This window comes from Streptomyces sp. NPDC005775, assembly GCF_042871565.1.
Lineage (GTDB): Bacteria > Actinomycetota > Actinomycetes > Streptomycetales > Streptomycetaceae > Streptomyces.
In genome coordinates this window covers 174948-191900 of the sequence record NZ_JBIAIU010000013.1, presented here as the reverse complement: position 1 = coordinate 191900, position 16953 = coordinate 174948, and the positions used below count along the sequence as shown (strand labels likewise).

Below are 16953 nucleotides of genomic sequence, written 5' to 3'. Positions count from 1 at the left end.
GCCTCATGCGACGCCGTCCCACAGGGATGCGAGCTGGGCACCGGCGCTCTCGGCGTCGAGGAACAGCACCGACTGCCAGCCGGCCGCCTCGGCACCCGCGCAGTTCTGCGCCATGTCGTCCACGAGCACACAGCGCTCCGCGGGCACGCCCGCCCGCTGCGCGGCGAGTGCGAACATGCCGGGCGACGGCTTGCGGTGGCCCACCTCGAACGAGAGGATCACGTCGTCCCAGAGCCCGTCGGGCTCGATCATGCGCCGCCAGTACGGATCCCAGGCGGGCACCATGTTGGAGAGCATTCCGACGAACGCCCCGCGGTCCCGGGCCTTGCGCAGGTGGGCCAGCCAGTCGTGGTTGGTCTCCCGCCCGTCGAACCAGGCGTCCGCCATCGTGGTGAGGCGCAGCGTCACGCCGTGCTCGGCCTCCAGCACGTCGCCGATCTCCTGGAGCCACTCCTCCTCGGTCACCAGCGGGGTGTCGATCGGCTCCATGATGTCGCTGGTGCCGTACCGGGCGGTGACCGTGGCCAGGGCGCGGCCGAGCACCTTCTGGTCCAGGCCCATCGAGGCACAGAACGTCTTCATCGTGTGGGCGAGCGGAGGGGTCAGGACCCCTCCGAAGTCCGACCAGACGGCCAGACGGGGTGGTGTGGTGTCAGACATGGCGGGCCTCAGGATCCGTGGAGGTGGGAGACGTCGGTGACGGTGACGGTGAGCTCCGCGATCTCCTGGGCGTCCTGCTGGAAGCCGACCCGTATCCGGTGCAGGCCGGCCGGCGCGGCGACCGGCGTCGCCGTGGCGGTCAGGGGGACGTCCAGCTCGGCGAAGCGCTCGAACCCGCCCTCGTAGCCGACGGCACAGAGAGAGGCGGAACGGGACGCGGGGTCCGCGGACGTCGCGGCCCCCGCCGTGAACAGCGCCAGCTGACGGGCCGCCTCCACCAGGGTCATCGCCGGCAGGTGGTCGTAGACGTGGTCGAACAACGCGGGGTTGTCGAAGCGCGGCGCGACCCGGGCCGTGACGGCGTCCGCGGTGAACTCCGGCTCCGTCAGCACGACGTTCAACGGGTTGTCCCGGCCAACCAGTTCCGGCGCCACGCGGCTGACCGCACCCGGCGCCTCGGTGAAGTCCGAACTGAGCGGCGCGGGCGTGCCGCGCTGGGCGTGGCGCAGGATCTCGTTCTCGTCCCCCTTGAGGAAGAGCACGTCCATGGAGTGGTCGCCGACATGCACGTCACCCATGAAGATCCGCTGCTCCAGCCGCCCCTTGCGGTAACGCCCGCTGTGCCGCGCCGTCTTGCCGAAGAAGTCGGTGTCCACGCGCGGCGGACCGGCTTCGCCGCCGATCCGCAGCGCGTGCAGATTCCGCAGGGAGAACTGGAAGGCGTGCACGATGGCCATGGTTCCCGCCGGGACCCCGGCGTTGGTGTGGGAACCGGCGATCGCCGACTGCCGGCCCGCCTCCAGCAGCAGCAGGGAGTCGTGCAGCTTCGGCTGCTGCCGGTGATCGCTGTAATAGAGGTGGGTGAGCGGCAGGTGGATGCCCGCCGTCACCGCCATCGGCCGCAGGCTCCTGACGTCCGTGACGAAGACCTCGGAGATCGCGGAACGGTGGGCGAGGGAGCGCTCGATCGTGCGCCCGTACTCGACGGCAGGGGCCACGGACGTCGTGGCGTCTTCCAGCACCTGGGTGGTCATCGGTTCCTCCGAACCAGTTCTCGGGGTGGTGTGCCGGGTGGTGGACCGGTCAGCCGACCGGGACCGACACCGGGCTCTCCTCGGCGGCGTCGTCGCCGGCCCGCTCCGCGCTCCGCCTGATGAACAGGCCGCTCACCGCGCCGAGCATCACCACGACCACACCGATCCACAGGGCGGCCTCCAGGCCGTCGGTGAACGCCGCGGCAGGGTCGCCCGAGGTGTTGTCGGCGAACTGGCGGCTGAACACGGTGGTCAGCGCGGCCACACCCAGCGCACCGCCGAACTCACGGCTGGTGTTGTTGGCACCGGACGCCTTGTTCTGCTCGTTCTCCGGCACCGCCGAGATCACCGTGGCGGGGTTACCCGCGAAGACCAGACCCATACCGATACCGGCCAGGGCCAGCGCCGGCACCATGGCGGCGTACCCGACGTCGGGCGTGACGACCAGGGCGATCCAGCCGAGCCCGACACCCTGCAGCGCGCAGCCCGCTGCCTGCAGCACACCGCCGCCGATCCGGTCCACGAACTGACTGGCGACCGGCACCACGAACATCGGCGCCAGCGTCCACGGAATGGTGCGCAGACCTGCCTCGAAGGGCGAGTAACCCATGGGGCCCTGAAGGAACTGCGTGAGGAAGAAGATCGACCCGAAGACACCGAAGTACATCGTGATCGACACCACGTTGCTCAGCACGAAGGCCGGCGCGCGGTACATGTGGGTGGGGATGAGCGGGTGCTTGCTGCTGCGCTCGGACACGATGAACGCCACCGCCAGGACCACCGTGAGGGACAGCCCGATCAGGGTGGTGGCGTGCGTCCAGCCGTGGTCGGCGGCCGACACGATGCCCCAGACCGCGGACACGACCGAAGCGGTCACCAGCACCATGCTCGGGACGTTCAGGCTCCGCTCCTTGCCGCGGCTCTCGCTGACCGCCCAGAGGGCGAGCGGCAGCGCGATCACGCCGACCGGCACGTTGATCCAGAAGATCCAGCTCCACTCGATCTTCTCGGTCACCAGACCGCCCGCGAGCGGACCGGCCGCGATACCGAGGCCGTTGACACCGCCCCACACCCCGACCGCCAGATTCCGCTGCGCCCGGGAGACCGCACCGACCGCCAGGGTGAGCGACACCGGAAGGATGGCCGCCGCGCCCGCGCCCTGGAACACCCGGGCGATGACGAGCGTCACGACCGAACCGGCCATCGCACAGGCCACGGAGGACACGGTGAACAGGGCGATACCGCCCAGGAACACCCGGCGCCGGCCGAACCGGTCACCCAGCGCCGCACCTGCCAGCAGCAGACCGGCGAAGGCCAGCACATAGCCGTTCATCACCCACTGCAGTTCCGACTGCTTGACGTCGAAGTCCTTGCTGATCTCCGCCAGCGCGTTGGTCACCACGAGGTTGTCCAGCGAGACCATGAACATGGGCAGGGACGTGGCGACCAACGCCCAGAGAACGCCTCGGCTCTTGGTTGTCGTCATCGGATGATCCCCTTGCTGCTTGTGGAGGTGCCGCTCGAGGAGCGGTGGCCGGGGTGGCCGTGGTGCTTCGGGCCCGAGCAGGGAAGGCGACGCAGGACGATCCGGTCCGAGGTCTCCCCGACCAGGACCGTTCCCACCTCACCGCTGAGGACGTAGTCGCCGTACGGCGTCACGGCCACGGTCGTGGGGCCGCCGACGGGCCACGGCTCCACCCGCGAACGGACGGCGGCGCTGCGCCACCCGTCGCGCGAGCCCACGACCTTGACGCCGTCCACCCCGCCCGGCGCGCCCACGGCCTCACCGATGGAATTGGTGACGACGACCAGGGAACCGTCGGCACGCAGTCCGAGCCCGTCCGTGCCCACCAGCGGCTCGGCGAGGTCCACCTCGGCCACCTTGCGGCCGGCCGGGGCGTCGGGACGGATCCGGAACATACGGCCGTCGTCGTAGCGAACGGCCAGCAGATAGCCGTCCGGGTGCCACACGATGCCGTTCAGACCGACGATCTGCGCGGCGAAGCGGGGGTCCGTCACCACCGGGGTGACGTGGCCGGCGAGGTCGATCCGCTGCAACGTCTCCGACACGGAGTCCGTGACGTAGATGTTCCCCTGCGGGTCGAAGGTCAGGTCGTTGGCGAACGTACGCGACAGCCCCTGGGCGACATCGATACGGCGCTGCAGCTTGCCGGTGTCCAGGGCGAAGACGGCCACGCCCGAGGTCGGGGGCTGGTCGCCGACGTCCAGGCGCTGACGGATCCAGAAGTCGCTGTAGGCGACGAGGATGCGGTTGCGCGCGGTGTCCACCCGGACGCCGAGCGTGGACACCATGCCGATGCTCGGCGCGAGCTCCTGGACGGTGCCGTCCAGCCGGATCACCGAGAGGGTGCCCTTCAGCGCGGAGCCGACCAGGAAGGCGCGGCGCGTGGGGTCCCAGGCGACGCCTTCCGGATAGACGTCGGTCGCCCGGGTGTCGATCACGTCCGGCCCGGCGTGACGGCCGGCGACAGCGGCCGCCGGAGAGGGCGAATTCGCCAGGGCGGGGGCCGGAAGGGCAAGCGGCGCGATCGCCGTGAGAACGGCCGCGGAGGCGAGCACGGCTCTTAGCGGAAGGGCGCGGGACACGGTATTCCTCTCATGGTGGGTCGGCGGAATCCGGACTCCGTGAAGTGAGGGGAAATGGGGGGTGCACGGAGCATTCGAATTCCGGCGGCGCAACGGTCGGTGCAAGGTCGGTGAATTGCGGCGCCGTGACACGCCGGGGGCGCGTTCACTGCGGCACACCATCGAATCTAGGGGCGCCGCCGCGCGATATGTAGAGGACCTAGGACGTACCGGGAATGTCTCCTTCGAGACATTCCCCGACCGCGCTGAGGTGCGGGAACCTACGCCCCGCACGCACACCTACGGCCGAGGGCCGCCACCCGGTGATGCGGGTGGCGGCCCTCGGCCGTAGGTGTGAGGCGTACGTCAGTCGGCGCCGTCGCTCATCGCTGTCACGCGATGTGGTCGGCCTCGAGTTCCGCGTGGTAACGGTTCTTGAAGTCCTGGATCAGCTGGCGCAGGAGCGCCGCACTGCGCGGGTGTCGCACGTTGTGCCCGTCCGACAGGTGTATGTCGAGGACCTCGATGCTGGGGTACGTGTTGTTCTCCTGCACGAACGCGGCGAAGACCTCGTACGCGATCTCGCTGAACTCCGCGTCCTCCTGCGCCCACTCCTCGGCCCACTCGTCAGCGGCCTCGACGACGGGCTGCGGCTGCTGCTCCTGCACCGGGAACTGCTCCTGGACCTGCGCCCCGGGCGCCTCCGCGGCCGCCGGCACCTGCTCGGTGCGGGGGCCGGGCACGCCACCGATCGTGCCGACGTTGCCCAGCGGCCGCGTGCGCCCACGGGGGCCCGACGGGATCATGACGGGGGTGGGCTCCAGCCCCTCGACGTACGTCGGGTTGTACGACCCCTCGTACGCCCCGTCCGGAACCTGCGCCGCGAACCACGGGCTGTCGTGCGAGACGGGCCCCTCCGCGGGCTGCTGAACCGGCTGCTCATCGGCCCACTCACCGGGCACCGTCGGGGCGTACTGCTCCTGCTGGTTCGGCTGCTGACCCGGCTGCCGCTCCTGCTGATTCTGCTGCTTGTGCTGGTTCTGCTCGTTGTGCCGGGGTTCGTACGCGAGCTCCGGCTGCGCGGCCGTCTCCACCGCGACGGGCACGGCGGCGGCGGAGGCCTGGCCGGGGGCCGGGGGCAGCAGGGCGGGTTCGATGCCGGCGGCGGCGAGTCCGGCGGGGCCGGTCTCGGCGAGCGGGACGCCGTACTTGGCGAGGCGGAGCGGCATCAGGGACTCGACGGGGGCCTTGCGGCGCCAGCTCCGGCCGTAGCGGGCCTGGAGGCGGGCCTGGTAGATCAGGCGGTCCTGTTCGAGCTTGATGACCTGCTCGTACGACCGCAGTTCCCACAGCTTCATCCGCCGCCACAGCCGGAACGTGGGTACGGGGGAGAGCAGCCAGCGGGTGAGGCGGACGCCCTCCATGTGCTTGTCGGCCGTGATGTCGGCGATACGGCCCACGGCGTGGCGGGCCGCCTCGACGGAGACGACGAACAGCACCGGGATCACGGCGTGCATGCCGGTGCCCAGTGGGTCGGGCCAGGCCGCGGCGCCGTTGAACGCGATCGTCGCGGCGGTCAGCAGCCAGGCCGTCTGACGCAGCAGCGGGAAGGGGATGCGCAGCCAGGTCAGCAGCAGGTCCAGCGCGAGCAGGACGCAGATACCGGCGTCGATACCGATCGGGAAGACGACCGAGAACCCGCCGAAGCCCTTCTGCTCGGCGAGTTCGCGCACGGCCGCGTACGAGCCCGCGAAACCGATCGCCGCGATGAGCACCGCACCGGCGACCACGAGCCCGATGAGTATCCGGTGCGTGCGTGTCAGCTGCATCGCGGCCACCCGCGACCCCTCCCCAATTCTCTGTCTCCGACGTCCGGTCCAGCGGGACGACTTGGAGTTCTGGCGGGCACAGCCTGGCACATGCCCGCGCGGGGTGTTGCGCGGGGAGGGGCGAAGCCCGGTTCTCGGGTGAGGACCGGGCTTCGTAAGGCCGCTTGTACGGAACGGCGTTGAGGCCGGGGGCGGTCAGTCGGACTTCGTGGCCGAGGCGGAGGGCTTGGCGGACGCCTTGGCGGACTGCGTCGGCTTCGGCGAGGTGCTCGCCTTTCCGCCTCCGTTGGCGGTGGTCACCGAGGCGACGGCCTCCGTGGCGGCCTTCTGGGCGCCCTTCAGGATGTCCCCGGCGGACGGGGCCTTGGCGCCCGCGTAGCCCGCACCGTTGTAGTTGACGGTGACGACGACGTTCCCCGTACGGGCGACGACCGTCACGTACTTGAAGTCCTCACCCGTCTTGGTGAGGTCGTACGTGATCTTGGTGGCCACCTCGCCGATGGTGCTGACGGGGGCGGCGACGAGCTTCTTCGCCCCCTCGGCGGCCTGCGCCTTGGCGACCTGCTTCGTGTAGTCCGCCTGGGCGCGATCGGCACCGCTGCCCAGGGCCTGGTCGGAGGCGAAGCGGGTGAAGCCGACGTCGAGCCAGCGGTACTGGGAGCCCTTGACGCCGTTGTCGTCGAGGCCGTTCCACGAGCATCCGCCGCGGGCGGCGGCGTCGCTGGACTTGCCGCGGGTACCGCTCTTGGTCTTGGCCGAGGGAACCAGGGACCTGACCGTCTTCGCGGTGATCGACTTGCACGGGTCGGGCAGCACGGCGAACTTCGCCGGCGCGACGACCGGTTCCGTCTTCGTCGCTTCCGGTGAGGCGGACGACGACGAGGAGGCGTCGTCCTTCTTGCCGTCGGAGTCCGACGAGCAGCCGGCGACGACGAGCATCACCGGGACGGCGGCGCAGGCGAGTATGCGGGTGAGTCGCGGGGCTGATCGGTGCATGGTTCCTTCACTCGGGTGGCGCGGCGGTCGGGACGGGTGGTTCCGGAGGGCCACGGTACGACGGACGGGCACCGGATGGCGCCTTGCCGGGAGTGCCGCGGGGTGGGCCGGGGCGGCCGGGGACGGGCTACTCGCTCAGCCTGTCGACCAGCTTCTCGCCCAGTGCCTGGGCCTTCTCCTGCAGTTCCTTGCTGTCCGGGACCTCGGTGGGGAGGGCCGGCTGCGCGGTGTACTCGATGGTGACGATGACGTTCGATGTGCGGAATACCACGCTCACCGTGCGGTGCTGTGCGGTGGAACCTGCCCGGGTGAGCAGATCGTCCAGAAACGCGCTGTCCCCGAGCTTGTCGAGGACGCGGGGCTGGAGGTTCTCGGCAGGGCTGCCGGCCGTGCCGCCGTCCGTGGCGGTACCGGCGTCGCCGGTCGCGTCCCCCGCGTCGTCGGTGGTGCCGGGCGTCGCGCCCGTCTTCCCGTCGGCGTTCGCGCTCGCCGTCGGGGAGCCCTGGGGCGTGACCGTTCCCTTCCCCGCGTCGTCGGGCGGGAGAGGGGCCGAGGGGAGGTCGGCGGCCTCCTCCTTCTTCGCGTACACCTCCCGGGCACGGTCGTCGTCGCTCACGGACGGGTCGTAGGAGACGACCCGCTCGAAGTCGATGGAGATGTTGCGGGAGGTGTCGGGCGCGTCGTACTTCCAGCGGCAGCCGACCCGGCGGTCCGTGTCGAACGTTCCGGCGGGCGTGCCCTCGTACACCGTCTCCTGCTGGGCCTCGGGCAGTTGCGCGGCGCCGGGCAGGAGGTCCTTCAGGGTGGCGAGGGGGATGGCACGGCAGGCCTCTGGGAGGGTGCGGTACTTGCCCGGGGGTGCGGCGGAGACGGTCAGCGTGCCGGGTTTGCTGTCGGCGGCGGACGCGCCGCCTTCGGTGCCGGAACTGCAGCCGGCGACGAGTGCTGCGATCAGCACGGCGCCTGGTACGTACGCCATTCGTCGCACGGTCCTGGGCTCCCTTCGCGCGAAAAACGGTTGCCGCTCGATGGCGGCCGGTGGACACAATGTGTATCGCACGCGCCGCCGTGAATGCCGGTCGACCGACTCATTTGCCGACCTTGGCACCGGTTTTGCGCTATCAGTCTTTTCGGGGGAATCGAGGGGTTATGTCGTATGTAGAGGTGCCGGGTGCGAAGGTTCCCATCCGGATGTGGACCGATCCGGCTTCGGTCGAGGACGTCGCGATGCAGCAGCTGCGCAACGTCGCCACCCTGCCGTGGATCAAGGGCCTGGCCGTGATGCCGGACGTCCACTTCGGCAAGGGTGCCACCGTCGGCTCGGTGATCGCGATGCACGGAGCGGTCTGCCCGGCGGCGGTGGGCGTGGACATCGGCTGCGGCATGTCCGCGGTGAAGACCTCACTGACCGCCAACGACCTGCCCGGGGACCTGTCCCCGCTCCGGTCGAAGATCGAGCAGGCCATTCCGGTGGGCCGCGGGATGCACGACTCCCCGGTGGACGCGGGCCGGCTGCACGGTCTCGCGGCGACCGACTGGGACGACTTCTGGGGGCGGTTCGACGGGGTGGCCGATGCGGTCAAATTCCGTCAGGAACGGGCCACTAAGCAGATGGGAACGCTCGGAGGGGGGAATCACTTCATCGAGTTCTGTCTTGATGAGGCAGATTCGGTCTGGCTGATGCTGCACTCCGGATCCCGGAACATCGGCAACGAGCTGGCCGACTTCCACATCGGCCGGGCGCAGCAGCTGCCGCACAACCAGGATCTGGTGGACCGTGACCTGGCGGTCTTCATCGCGGACACCCCGCCGATGCAGGCGTACCGCAACGACCTCTTCTGGGCACAGGAGTACGCGAAGCTCAACCGTGCGGTCATGATGGCGCTCTTCCAGGACGTGGTCCGCAAGGAGTTCAAGAAGGCCGGGGTGAGCTTCGACCCGGTCATCTCCTGCCACCACAACTACGTGGCGGAGGAGCGGTACGACGGCATGGACCTGCTGGTCACCCGGAAGGGGGCCATCCGGGCCGGTTCGGGTGACTTCGGGATCATCCCGGGCTCCATGGGCACCGGCTCGTACATCGTGAAGGGCCTCGGCAACGAGAAGTCCTTCAACTCGGCCTCGCACGGTGCCGGCCGCAGGATGAGCCGGAACGCGGCCAGGCGGCGTTTCTCGACGAAGGACCTGGAGGAGCAGACGCGGGGCGTGGAGTGCCGCAAGGACTCCGGCGTCGTCGACGAGATCCCGGGGGCCTACAAGCCGATCGAGAAGGTCATCGACCAGCAGCGCGACCTGGTCGAGGTCGTCGCGAAGCTGAAGCAGGTCATCTGTGTGAAGGGGTGAGGGCGGTGGGGCGGGGGCACGGGGGCCCCGCCCCGCCGTGGGCCGTCACGCCGTGCGGTGGACCTTCGAGTTGGAGGCCTGGGCGCGGGGGCGGACCACCAGGAGGTCGATGTTCACGTGGGCGGGGCGGGTGATGGCCCAGGTGATCGTGTCGGCCACGTCGTCCGCCGTGAGGGGGGCGTCGACGCCCGCGTAGACCTTGGCGGCCTTCTCGGCGTCGCCGCGGAAGCGGGTGGTGGCGAACTCCTCCGTCTTGACCATGCCGGGGGCGACCTCGATGACGCGGACCGGGGTGCCGACGATCTCCAGGCGGAGGGTCTCCGCCAGGACGTGTTCGCCGTGCTTGGCGGCCACGTAGCCGCCGCCGCCCTCGTACGTGGAGAGGCCGGCGGTCGAGGAGAGGATGACCACCGTGCCGTTCCCGCTCGCGGTGAGGGCCGGGAGCAGGGCCTGGGTGACGTTGAGCGTGCCGATGACGTTGGTCTCGTACATCTGGCGCCAGTCCGCGGGGTCCCCGGTGGCCACGGGATCGGCTCCGAGCGCGCCGCCTGCGTTGTTCACGAGGACGGCGAGGCCGCGGAACGCGGTGGCGAACTCGTCGACCGCGGCGCGGTCGGTGACGTCCAGGGCGTAGGCCGTGGCCTCGTGACCCGCCTCGGTGATCTCGGCGGCGAGCGCCTCGATGCGGTCCTTGCGGCGGGCGGTCAGCACCACGCGGAAGCCGGCGGCCGCCAGCTGCCGGGCGGTCGCGGCACCGATGCCGCTGCTCGCTCCGGTGATGACGGCGATGGGGGATGCGGCCATGACGGGCTCCTCGGACAGCTGATCGGTACGGAGTCAGGATAGGCAGGGCGCGGTCAGTGGTTGCGGGGGGCATACATGATCACGGCCATGCCTGCCAGGCAGATCAGCGCGCCCGTCACGTCCCAGCGGTCGGGCCGGTAGCCGTCGGCGGCCATGCCCCAGGCGATCGACCCCACGACGAAGACCCCGCCGTACGCGGCGAGCACCCGCCCGAACTCGCCGTCCGGCTGGAGGGTGGCGACGAAGCCGTAGGTGGCCAGGGCGATGATCCCCGCGCCGATCCACGCCCAGCCCCGGTGCTCCCGGACCCCTTGCCACACGAGCCAGGCGCCACCGATCTCGAACAGGGCGGCGACGACGAAGAGGGCGAGGGAACGGAGCACGGACATGGGGGCAGGGTGTCACGGCCGGGCATGCGAGACGCGCCGAACTGGTGGGTTAATACGGATAATTCATGATGATCTGTATCTTCGGGTCATGGTGACGCGTAAGGCTCTGAGGGTGGTGTCCGCTGCGGCGGCGGTGGCGTCGGCGGTGGCGCTGGGTGCGGGCGGGACGGCCGCGGCCGTCGGTGCGCCCGCGGCGTGGAACGTCGCACCGGAGGCGGATGTATCGCACCACGGGCACGTTTCCCTGTGGGGCACCGGCCTCGGGATCTGGCTGCGCAGCGAGAACCGCGGCCCGGCGGATCTGTCCGGCGTGACCGTGCGGCTGCGGGTCTCCGTACCGCTGGCGGGCCTCCAGGAGCTGCCGCCGGAGTGCTTGCAGGCCGACCGGTCGACCGTGCTGTGCCGGACGGGCGCGCTGCACGCGGACGGTGCCGAGCAGCGGCAGCTCGCCCTGGAACTGCAGCTCGCCGGCCGGCCGGCGGAGGTCGTCGTCCGGATCGACACCGTGTGGAACGGCGGGGCGACGGACCGGAACGCGGCGAACAGCGACCATGAGGTGCTGGCTCCCGCCACGGGGGACGAGTACGTCTTCTGAGGCGTCTGCGGCCGTCCCGGGCGCGATGTCTGCTTCGTACACTCTCTGCATGCCGCAGAAGTCATCCACCGCGCGCCGCACTGTGCTGCTGGCCGAGCTGTCCGTCACATCGCGCCGCTACATGGCCTCGTACGCCCTCTTCAACCAGGCCGTGGCCGATCATCTGGGGCTGCACCCCACCGATCTCCAGTGCCTGAACCTGCTCGGCCTGGAGGCGGAACCGGTCACCACCGGGCGCGTCGCGGAGCTGACCGGGCTCACCACCGGGTCGGCGACCCGGCTCGTCGACCGGCTGGAGCGGGCGGGCTATGTGACGCGTGCGCGGGACACGGCGGACCGGCGGCGGGTGCTCGTGACGACCGTCCCCGAGCGGATGGCGGAGTTCGGCGCGGTCTGGGAGCGCTTGAACAGCGGCTGGGCGGCCCTGTTCGACGCGTACGACGATGACGAGGTCGCCTTCCTCATCGCCCATATGCGCAGGACGACGGAGCTGAGCGCGGCGCAGATCGAGAGGGTGCGCGACGGCGGCGACACCTCCTGACGCGGTGTGCCGCCGCTCAGCTGCCGCCCGACGGGCCCGGTCCGGCCAGGGCGTCACCGAAGTCGCGGACGGCCTCGGTGACGATGGCCTCCAGGCGGGCGTGGTGGGCGCCGCGCCAGTACACCCGGTCGCACTCGGTGCACTGGGCGAAGACGTCGTACGACCGCTGGGTGCCGTGTTCCAGGTGCGCGCTGACGGAGTCCTTGTCGGCCGCCGCCAGGGGGCCGTTGCAGGCCGTGCACCGGGTCCAGGGGGCGAGGGCCGGTGCGAACCGCTCCAGGACGTCCCGCAGTTGCGCCTCGGGGCGGTCGCTGTAGACGTAGGCGCCCGCCCAGATCTCACGCCGGTGCAGCAGCCCCCGGTCCCGGGAGAGCAGGACCCGCCGCTCCTGCGCCGAGCGGGTGGCCAGCGCGGGGTCGCCGATGTCCTCGCTCTCGTACGCCGCGTCGACCCCGAGCAGGCGCAGCCGCCGCGCGAGCGTGCCGAGGTGGACGTCGAGCAGGAAGCGCAGGGGTGCGCCCGGTACGTGCTGCGGGCGCTGAACGGGCCGGACCTCGACCACTTCGCCCGCCGCGGGAAGGTGCGATACGGGCACGGGGCGTCCGTCGACGAGGAGCTGCCCTGCCTCGGTGAGCGGGATGCCGAGCGATTCCACGACGTGACCGAGGGTGGAGGAGCCGTCGGTGGTCACGGCCGTCCGGCCGCGGCGGCGTTCGTGCGCGACGAAGAGGCGCAGCTCGGGGGCGACTTCGAGGTGGATCTCGGGTCCGTTCACCGGGTCAGGATGCCATCGGGGCGACGGGGCCGGCCCGGCGTCAGGCGCGGAACGCCGCGGCGTGCGTGGCTGCCCAGTCCGCGAACGTACGGGCCGGGCGGCCGGTCAGCCTCCGGATGTCGTCGGTGACGTCCGCGGGCGTGCCGTCCGTGGTGGCCTGGTAGTCGAGCAGTGCCTCGGCGATCGCTTCCGGTACGAAGGGGGACACGGCCTGCTTCCAGGCGGCCCGGCTCACGGCTTCGACGGTGACGTGGCTGCCCGATGCCGCGGCCAGGAGCTCGACCTGTTCGCCGACGGTGAGGGACGCGGGGCCGGTCAGGTGGTACGCCGAGCCCTGCAGGCTCGCGTCGGTGAGGACGGCGAGCGCGGCCTCGGCGATGTCGGCCTCGTCGATGGGGCTGGTCCCGCTGTGCGGGTAGGGGAGGTCGACGGGGCGGCCGGACCGGAAGGCCTCCGACCACTGGTAGGCGTTGCCCGCGAAGGCGCCGGGGCGCAGCAGGGTCGTGGTGAGGGAGGACTCGGTCAGGGCCTGCTCCACCGCGTGGTGGGAGGCGGCGATGGCGTTGGACGCGGCGTCCGGAGCGAGGACGGAGCTGGAGGAGAGCAGGACGATGTGCGTGACTCCGGCGGCCTGCGCGGCGGCGAGGAACTCGGTGATGTGGGACGGCTCGGCGTAGAGGAAGACGGAGTCGACGCCGTCCAGGGCGGCCGCGAAGGTGCTGGGGTCGCCGAGATCGCAGGCGAGGGACGGGACGCCGGTCGGGAGGGAGAGCGCGCCGGGGTTGCGGGAGGCGGCACGTACGGCGTGGCCGTCGCGGTGGAGGAGCGAGACGAGCGCGGAACCTACGCGGCCGCGGCTGCCGGTGACGAGGGTGAGCATGGAGAGGGTCTCCTCGGTGAGTGTGGTGAGTGTGGTGAGCTCGGTGCGTGGGTCGTCCGGAGGCTCCGGACCCGATGATCGTCGTGGTTGGCTGCGAAACGCATAAGCTGCGCCACGCAGATAAATATCCAGCAGGCCGACCGGCCCGTCAAATGCTTTCCACGTCCGTGTGCCTGCGGGTGCCCCGGCCCTCCGCCCGCTCAGCGGTCCGGGTGGAGGTCCAGCCGCCAGTCGTTGGTCAGCAGTGGGTGCCCCGGCGGGTACTCGATCTCGCACGCGCCGATCAGGACGAAGCCCGCCTTGCGGCACACCCCGTTCGACGCGCCGTTGTCCACGGACGGGTAGGCGTGCAGATAGCGGTGCTTGTGCTCGGCGCGCGCCTGCTCGGCCACGGCCGCCGTCGCGGCCGACGCGATGCCCCGGCCCTGGAACTCCGCGAGGACGGCCCACCCCGTCTCGTACACCTCGCTGCCCTGCCAGGTGCGCTCCCAGAAGCCGATGGTGCCCACGGCGTCGGCCTCGCCGGGCAGGGCGACGCGGAACATCCTGCCCCGGCCCTCCCGGTCCGCGCTCAGCGCCACATAACGGCCGTGGCGCCCTATGAGCTGCTCCTCCGACTCGGGGCCGCCCAAGTGGTCCATCAGCTCCGGTGCGTTGGCACGGCGGAGCAGCTCCAGGTCGCTGTCCGACCAGGGCTCGATCCGTACGGATGATGCTGTGGTGCGCTCCATGCCAGAACTGTAGGACGGGCCACTGACAGTCAGCGGGTACCGAGCACGGTCGGCGGGACGCCGACCGTCGCCGTGAAGTCTCTGACCAGGTGTGCCTGGTCGCTGTAACCGAGATCGGCGGCGAGTCCCGCCCAGTCCACCGCCGGTTCCGATTCGGCGCGTTCCAGTGCCTCGTGGATGCGGTAGCGCAGGATGACCCACTTGGGGCCGACACCCACGTACGTGGCGAAGAGCCGTTGCAGCGACCGCACCGACAGCCCTTCGGCGCGGGCCAGGTCACCGACGCGCCGGACCGTGCGGTCGGTGCGGACCAGGTCGACCAGGGCCATCGCCCGGTCGGCCTGCGGATCGGGTCGCGGGCCGAGCGCCAGCAGGTACGCGTCGAGCGCCGCGACCCGCGCGTCCTCCTGGGCGGGGTCCAGTACGGCCGACGGCGGCGCGGGCGGTGCGAACACCTCGGCGGCCGGAACCCGGCGGCCCGTCCACTCGGACACGGGGTGGTCCGGTGCGAACGGCCGGAAGCCGCCCGGCCTGAACTGCACGCCGCAGACCCGGCCCCGCCCCTCCAGCTTCTGCGTGAAGAGCTTCAGGCCGATGCCCGAGACCTCCACGAACCCGGCTTCCTCGTCGCCGCAGCCCGCGTACCGCTCGAAGACCAGGTTGACGCTGGGGTGCGGGACCAGGTGGGAGGCGTAGGGCTCGCGCAGGTCCCAGTCGATCAGCCAGTAGTGCTCCAGGTACGGACGCAGCGCGGGGGCGGGCTCGCGGCGCCGGAAGCGTACGTGCGTGAACAGCTCGGGGGCGTCGACGATGCCCCGGGTGTCGCGTCGGGGACCTCGGGAGCCGGGCATGGCTGCCGATCCTATGACGCGGGCGCTTTCCGCGCCCCTGATGGCGCGTTTCTTCAAGACCCGGGGCGTCGCCGGATGCATGGTCGAAGCATGAAGAAGATCAGTGAATTGCTGGATGCGGCAGCCGGCAGCGCGCTGCCCGTGGTGCGTGGGATCGACGACAGCCGGCTGGCCGGCCCCACACCGTGCGCGGAGTACGACGTCCGTGCCCTGTTCAGCCACCTCTCGCAGGTGGTCGTCAACTTCACCGCGCTCGCGGCCCGGCAGGACGTGGAATTCGGCGAGGCGCCGGACGTGGTCACCGGCGACTGGCGGAAGCGGTTCGGCGAGGAGACGGCCGCGCTGGTCGAGGCGTGGGCGGCGCCGGGCGCGGAGGAGGGGACCGCGGGCTCGATGGGGTTCCCCGCCCGGACGGTCGGGCACATGGTGCTCGGCGATCTGACGGTGCACGCGTGGGACCTGGCGCGGGCCACCGGACAGGAGTTCGTGCCGGACGCGGATGTGGTGGAGGAGATCGGGCCCGCTCTGGAGGGGATGGCTCCGAAGGCGCGGGAGGGGAGGATGTTCGGCGAGCCGTTCCCCGTACCGGAGGGGGCTAGCCCCTTCGCGCGGGTGCTGGCGCTGACCGGTCGTGATCCTGACTGGCAGCCGCCCCGGGGCTGACATCGGTGGCCGGAACACATGTGCCGGTGGGGCTGCCGTAGAGCGTGCCGAGGGTTTCGTAGGCGTCGTCCACGATGCGTTCCGCGTCCACGAGCATCGCGCGCTCGGCGAGCCGGGCCGCCTGGTGGGTGTACGGGGACGGGGGCGCCGGTTGCCTGCGGCGCCACCATGTCTCACCTGCTGCGTAGAGGCCGGAGGCGAAGACCAGCACGGGGATGGACAGAGCCGACAGCGCGTCACCCACGGCAGGCCTCCTTCAGTTCCGATGCCTCCTGCATCGGCAGGTTCGGCAGGTCGACTGAAGATCGTTCTTCGGCCAATGAATGGCCGGATAAGGCTGGTTGAGGGATGCTCTTCGTGCAGGTGGGCGCCGGGGCGGCACCTGTTGGGCCGTGTGTTCGGCGGTGGTCCGCCCAGCGGGGTGTGTGTTCGGCGGGAGTGTGTTCCACGGGGGAGCCGGTCGTCGTCGGCGGCGGGTGCGGGGAGCCGAAGGTGCACGCCTCGGACCCTTCGCCGGCTTCACGGATCAGGGCGACGCGGTTACGTGCAGTTCCGCAGCGCTTGGACCGACTCCCGGACCGAGCAGTCGATCAGGCTCGGGTCGTCGTCGCGGCGCTCGGAGCGCGGGAGGGACAGGTCAGGGCCACACCAGGCAGTACGCCTGATGCCCCGCGTCGTGCAGACGATGGCTGAAGTCCTGCCACTCGTGCAGCAGCTGGTAGACGTTGAACGCGTCACGCGGCCCGCCGCGGTCCGGAACCGTCGACCAGATGAAGGCCGCGGCACCCACGGACTCCTCGCCCACGCCGCGCAGCGGGTCCACGACCGTCATGGGGAGCTTGACCACCGCGTAGTCGGGGTGCAGGACGACCAGCTCCAGCGGCGGGACCTTGTGCAGGGGTATGCCCTGTATGCCGGTGAGGACCATGGCGGCCACGGTCTCCGGCTTGATCTTGGTGAACATGCCGCCCATGCCCAGCTCGTCGCCGCCGAGCTCCTCGGGGCGCATGGAAATGGGCACGCGTGCGGCAGTGGCCCCGTCGGGAGCACCGAAGTACTTGTAGGTCACCCCCATCCCGCCACTGCTCCTGCTTCCGGCTCCGACCTGCGCACCGCCGGCCTGTATGCCCTGCTTGCGCTCAGCCTCGCGCCGGTGCCGACCCCGCCGGGCAGGCTCGGGCCCCAGGTCGTCGGTCCCTTCGCCCACTCCGCCACCGCGATGCATATTTCATCCACCCGACTACTAACTAGGAGACACAGCCCCCGCCGCGCAACC

The 16953-nt window shown here is 71.0% G+C and carries 19 protein-coding genes; 4 read left to right on the top strand and 15 right to left on the bottom strand.

The annotated features are described in order from the left end of the window. Positions 1 to 3 precede the first annotated feature (3 nt). The 7 genes from ACFYPA_RS27990 to ACFYPA_RS27960 all read right to left on the bottom strand — a co-directional run bounded on the left by ACFYPA_RS27990 (position 4) and on the right by ACFYPA_RS27960 (position 8084). Positions 4 to 660 (bottom strand): HAD-IA family hydrolase, encoded by a 657-nt coding sequence (locus ACFYPA_RS27990; protein WP_359086093.1) that lies wholly within the window; start codon positions 658 to 660, stop codon positions 4 to 6. 8 nt (positions 661 to 668) lie between these two features. Then, positions 669 to 1694: an AfsA-related hotdog domain-containing protein gene (locus ACFYPA_RS27985; RefSeq protein ID WP_359086095.1), complete on the bottom strand. Its 1026-nt coding sequence runs from the start codon at positions 1692 to 1694 to the stop codon at positions 669 to 671. 49 nt (positions 1695 to 1743) lie between these two features. Next, positions 1744 to 3180 carry an MFS transporter gene (locus tag ACFYPA_RS27980; RefSeq protein WP_359320119.1) on the bottom strand — a complete coding sequence of 479 codons (1437 nt, stop codon included), beginning with the start codon at positions 3178 to 3180 and terminating at the stop codon, positions 1744 to 1746. Then, positions 3177 to 4274 (bottom strand): SMP-30/gluconolactonase/LRE family protein, encoded by a 1098-nt coding sequence (locus tag ACFYPA_RS27975; protein ID WP_359320122.1) that lies wholly within the window; start codon positions 4272 to 4274, stop codon positions 3177 to 3179. The genes ACFYPA_RS27980 and ACFYPA_RS27975 overlap by 4 nt, the downstream gene beginning before the upstream one ends. 398 nt (positions 4275 to 4672) lie before the next feature. Next, entirely contained in the window at positions 4673 to 6109 is a 1437-nt protein-coding gene (locus ACFYPA_RS27970; RefSeq protein WP_389134866.1) for a DUF2637 domain-containing protein, read from the bottom strand. Positions 6110 to 6304: 195 nt separating this feature from the next. Further along, entirely contained in the window at positions 6305 to 7105 is an 801-nt protein-coding gene (locus ACFYPA_RS27965; protein WP_359315426.1) for a DUF3558 family protein, read from the bottom strand. Positions 7106 to 7232: 127 nt separating this feature from the next. Further along, positions 7233 to 8084, bottom strand: a complete 852-nt coding sequence (locus ACFYPA_RS27960) for a DUF3558 domain-containing protein (protein ID WP_389134864.1) — start codon at positions 8082 to 8084, stop codon at positions 7233 to 7235. Between the two features lie 170 nt (positions 8085 to 8254). Here ACFYPA_RS27960 and ACFYPA_RS27955 point away from each other — a divergent pair, with 170 nt between their 5' ends. After that, positions 8255 to 9448 (top strand): RtcB family protein, encoded by a 1194-nt coding sequence (locus ACFYPA_RS27955; protein ID WP_359354078.1) that lies wholly within the window; start codon positions 8255 to 8257, stop codon positions 9446 to 9448. 45 nt (positions 9449 to 9493) lie between these two features. On the opposite strand, the gene ACFYPA_RS27950 is transcribed toward ACFYPA_RS27955, so the two are convergent. Further along, on the bottom strand, positions 9494 to 10252 hold the full coding sequence (locus ACFYPA_RS27950; RefSeq protein ID WP_359085718.1) for an SDR family oxidoreductase: 759 nt from the start codon (positions 10250 to 10252) through the stop codon (positions 9494 to 9496). A 53-nt stretch (positions 10253 to 10305) separates the two neighbouring features. Next, positions 10306 to 10641: a YnfA family protein gene (locus ACFYPA_RS27945; protein ID WP_359085719.1), complete on the bottom strand. Its 336-nt coding sequence runs from the start codon at positions 10639 to 10641 to the stop codon at positions 10306 to 10308. Positions 10642 to 10729: 88 nt separating this feature from the next. On the opposite strand from ACFYPA_RS27945, the gene ACFYPA_RS27940 reads away from it, so the two are divergent. Beyond that, positions 10730 to 11236 carry a hypothetical protein gene (locus ACFYPA_RS27940; protein ID WP_389134862.1) on the top strand — a complete coding sequence of 169 codons (507 nt, stop codon included), beginning with the start codon at positions 10730 to 10732 and terminating at the stop codon, positions 11234 to 11236. A 49-nt stretch (positions 11237 to 11285) separates the two neighbouring features. Then, entirely contained in the window at positions 11286 to 11777 is a 492-nt protein-coding gene (locus tag ACFYPA_RS27935; RefSeq protein WP_389134860.1) for a MarR family winged helix-turn-helix transcriptional regulator, read from the top strand. A 16-nt stretch (positions 11778 to 11793) separates the two neighbouring features. On the opposite strand, the gene ACFYPA_RS27930 is transcribed toward ACFYPA_RS27935, so the two are convergent. The 4 genes from ACFYPA_RS27930 to ACFYPA_RS27915 form a co-directional block, all read right to left on the bottom strand. Beyond that, on the bottom strand, positions 11794 to 12552 hold the full coding sequence (locus ACFYPA_RS27930; protein ID WP_359085722.1) for a Mut7-C RNAse domain-containing protein: 759 nt from the start codon (positions 12550 to 12552) through the stop codon (positions 11794 to 11796). A gap of 40 nt (positions 12553 to 12592) precedes the next feature. Then, on the bottom strand, positions 12593 to 13432 hold the full coding sequence (locus ACFYPA_RS27925) for an NAD(P)H-binding protein (protein ID WP_389134858.1): 840 nt from the start codon (positions 13430 to 13432) through the stop codon (positions 12593 to 12595). Between the two features lie 200 nt (positions 13433 to 13632). Continuing rightward, positions 13633 to 14163, bottom strand: a complete 531-nt coding sequence (locus tag ACFYPA_RS27920; RefSeq protein WP_359315414.1) for a GNAT family N-acetyltransferase — start codon at positions 14161 to 14163, stop codon at positions 13633 to 13635. Positions 14164 to 14192: 29 nt separating this feature from the next. After that, a complete protein-coding gene (locus ACFYPA_RS27915) occupies positions 14193 to 15014 on the bottom strand; it encodes a helix-turn-helix domain-containing protein (RefSeq protein ID WP_359315412.1) in 822 nt (273 codons plus the stop codon). A 90-nt stretch (positions 15015 to 15104) separates the two neighbouring features. Here ACFYPA_RS27915 and ACFYPA_RS27910 point away from each other — a divergent pair, with 90 nt between their 5' ends. After that, positions 15105 to 15677, top strand: coding sequence for a TIGR03086 family metal-binding protein (locus ACFYPA_RS27910; RefSeq protein WP_389134855.1), 573 nt, complete (start codon positions 15105 to 15107; stop codon positions 15675 to 15677). Here ACFYPA_RS27910 and ACFYPA_RS27905 read toward each other — a convergent pair. Continuing rightward, complete coding sequence (locus ACFYPA_RS27905; protein ID WP_389134853.1) at positions 15610 to 15921, bottom strand: hypothetical protein; 312 nt, start codon at positions 15919 to 15921, stop codon at positions 15610 to 15612. The two genes, ACFYPA_RS27910 and ACFYPA_RS27905, sit on opposite strands and share 68 nt — an antisense overlap. A 393-nt stretch (positions 15922 to 16314) precedes the next feature. After that, complete coding sequence (locus ACFYPA_RS27900; protein ID WP_003968390.1) at positions 16315 to 16752, bottom strand: hypothetical protein; 438 nt, start codon at positions 16750 to 16752, stop codon at positions 16315 to 16317. Positions 16753 to 16953 lie beyond the last annotated feature (201 nt).

Bases quoted from the DNA above. Each gene is read 5' to 3' on its own strand.
- ACFYPA_RS27990 (WP_359086093.1), bottom strand. From the start codon at position 660: ATGTCTGACACCACACCACCCCGTCTGGCCGTCTGGTCGGACTTCGGA.
- ACFYPA_RS27985 (WP_359086095.1), bottom strand. From the start codon at position 1,694: ATGACCACCCAGGTGCTGGAAGACGCCACGACGTCCGTGGCCCCTGCC.
- ACFYPA_RS27980 (WP_359320119.1), bottom strand. From the start codon at position 3,180: ATGACGACAACCAAGAGCCGAGGCGTTCTCTGGGCGTTGGTCGCCACG.
- ACFYPA_RS27970 (WP_389134866.1), bottom strand. From the start codon at position 6,109: ATGCAGCTGACACGCACGCACCGGATACTCATCGGGCTCGTGGTCGCC.
- ACFYPA_RS27965 (WP_359315426.1), bottom strand. From the start codon at position 7,105: ATGCACCGATCAGCCCCGCGACTCACCCGCATACTCGCCTGCGCCGCC.
- ACFYPA_RS27960 (WP_389134864.1), bottom strand. From the start codon at position 8,084: ATGGCGTACGTACCAGGCGCCGTGCTGATCGCAGCACTCGTCGCCGGC.
- ACFYPA_RS27955 (WP_359354078.1), top strand. From the start codon at position 8,255: ATGTCGTATGTAGAGGTGCCGGGTGCGAAGGTTCCCATCCGGATGTGG.
- ACFYPA_RS27950 (WP_359085718.1), bottom strand. From the start codon at position 10,252: ATGGCCGCATCCCCCATCGCCGTCATCACCGGAGCGAGCAGCGGCATC.
- ACFYPA_RS27945 (WP_359085719.1), bottom strand. From the start codon at position 10,641: ATGTCCGTGCTCCGTTCCCTCGCCCTCTTCGTCGTCGCCGCCCTGTTC.
- ACFYPA_RS27940 (WP_389134862.1), top strand. From the start codon at position 10,730: ATGGTGACGCGTAAGGCTCTGAGGGTGGTGTCCGCTGCGGCGGCGGTG.
- ACFYPA_RS27935 (WP_389134860.1), top strand. From the start codon at position 11,286: ATGCCGCAGAAGTCATCCACCGCGCGCCGCACTGTGCTGCTGGCCGAG.
- ACFYPA_RS27925 (WP_389134858.1), bottom strand. From the start codon at position 13,432: ATGCTCACCCTCGTCACCGGCAGCCGCGGCCGCGTAGGTTCCGCGCTC.
- ACFYPA_RS27920 (WP_359315414.1), bottom strand. From the start codon at position 14,163: ATGGAGCGCACCACAGCATCATCCGTACGGATCGAGCCCTGGTCGGAC.
- ACFYPA_RS27915 (WP_359315412.1), bottom strand. From the start codon at position 15,014: ATGCCCGGCTCCCGAGGTCCCCGACGCGACACCCGGGGCATCGTCGAC.
- ACFYPA_RS27910 (WP_389134855.1), top strand. From the start codon at position 15,105: ATGAAGAAGATCAGTGAATTGCTGGATGCGGCAGCCGGCAGCGCGCTG.
- ACFYPA_RS27900 (WP_003968390.1), bottom strand. From the start codon at position 16,752: ATGGGGGTGACCTACAAGTACTTCGGTGCTCCCGACGGGGCCACTGCC.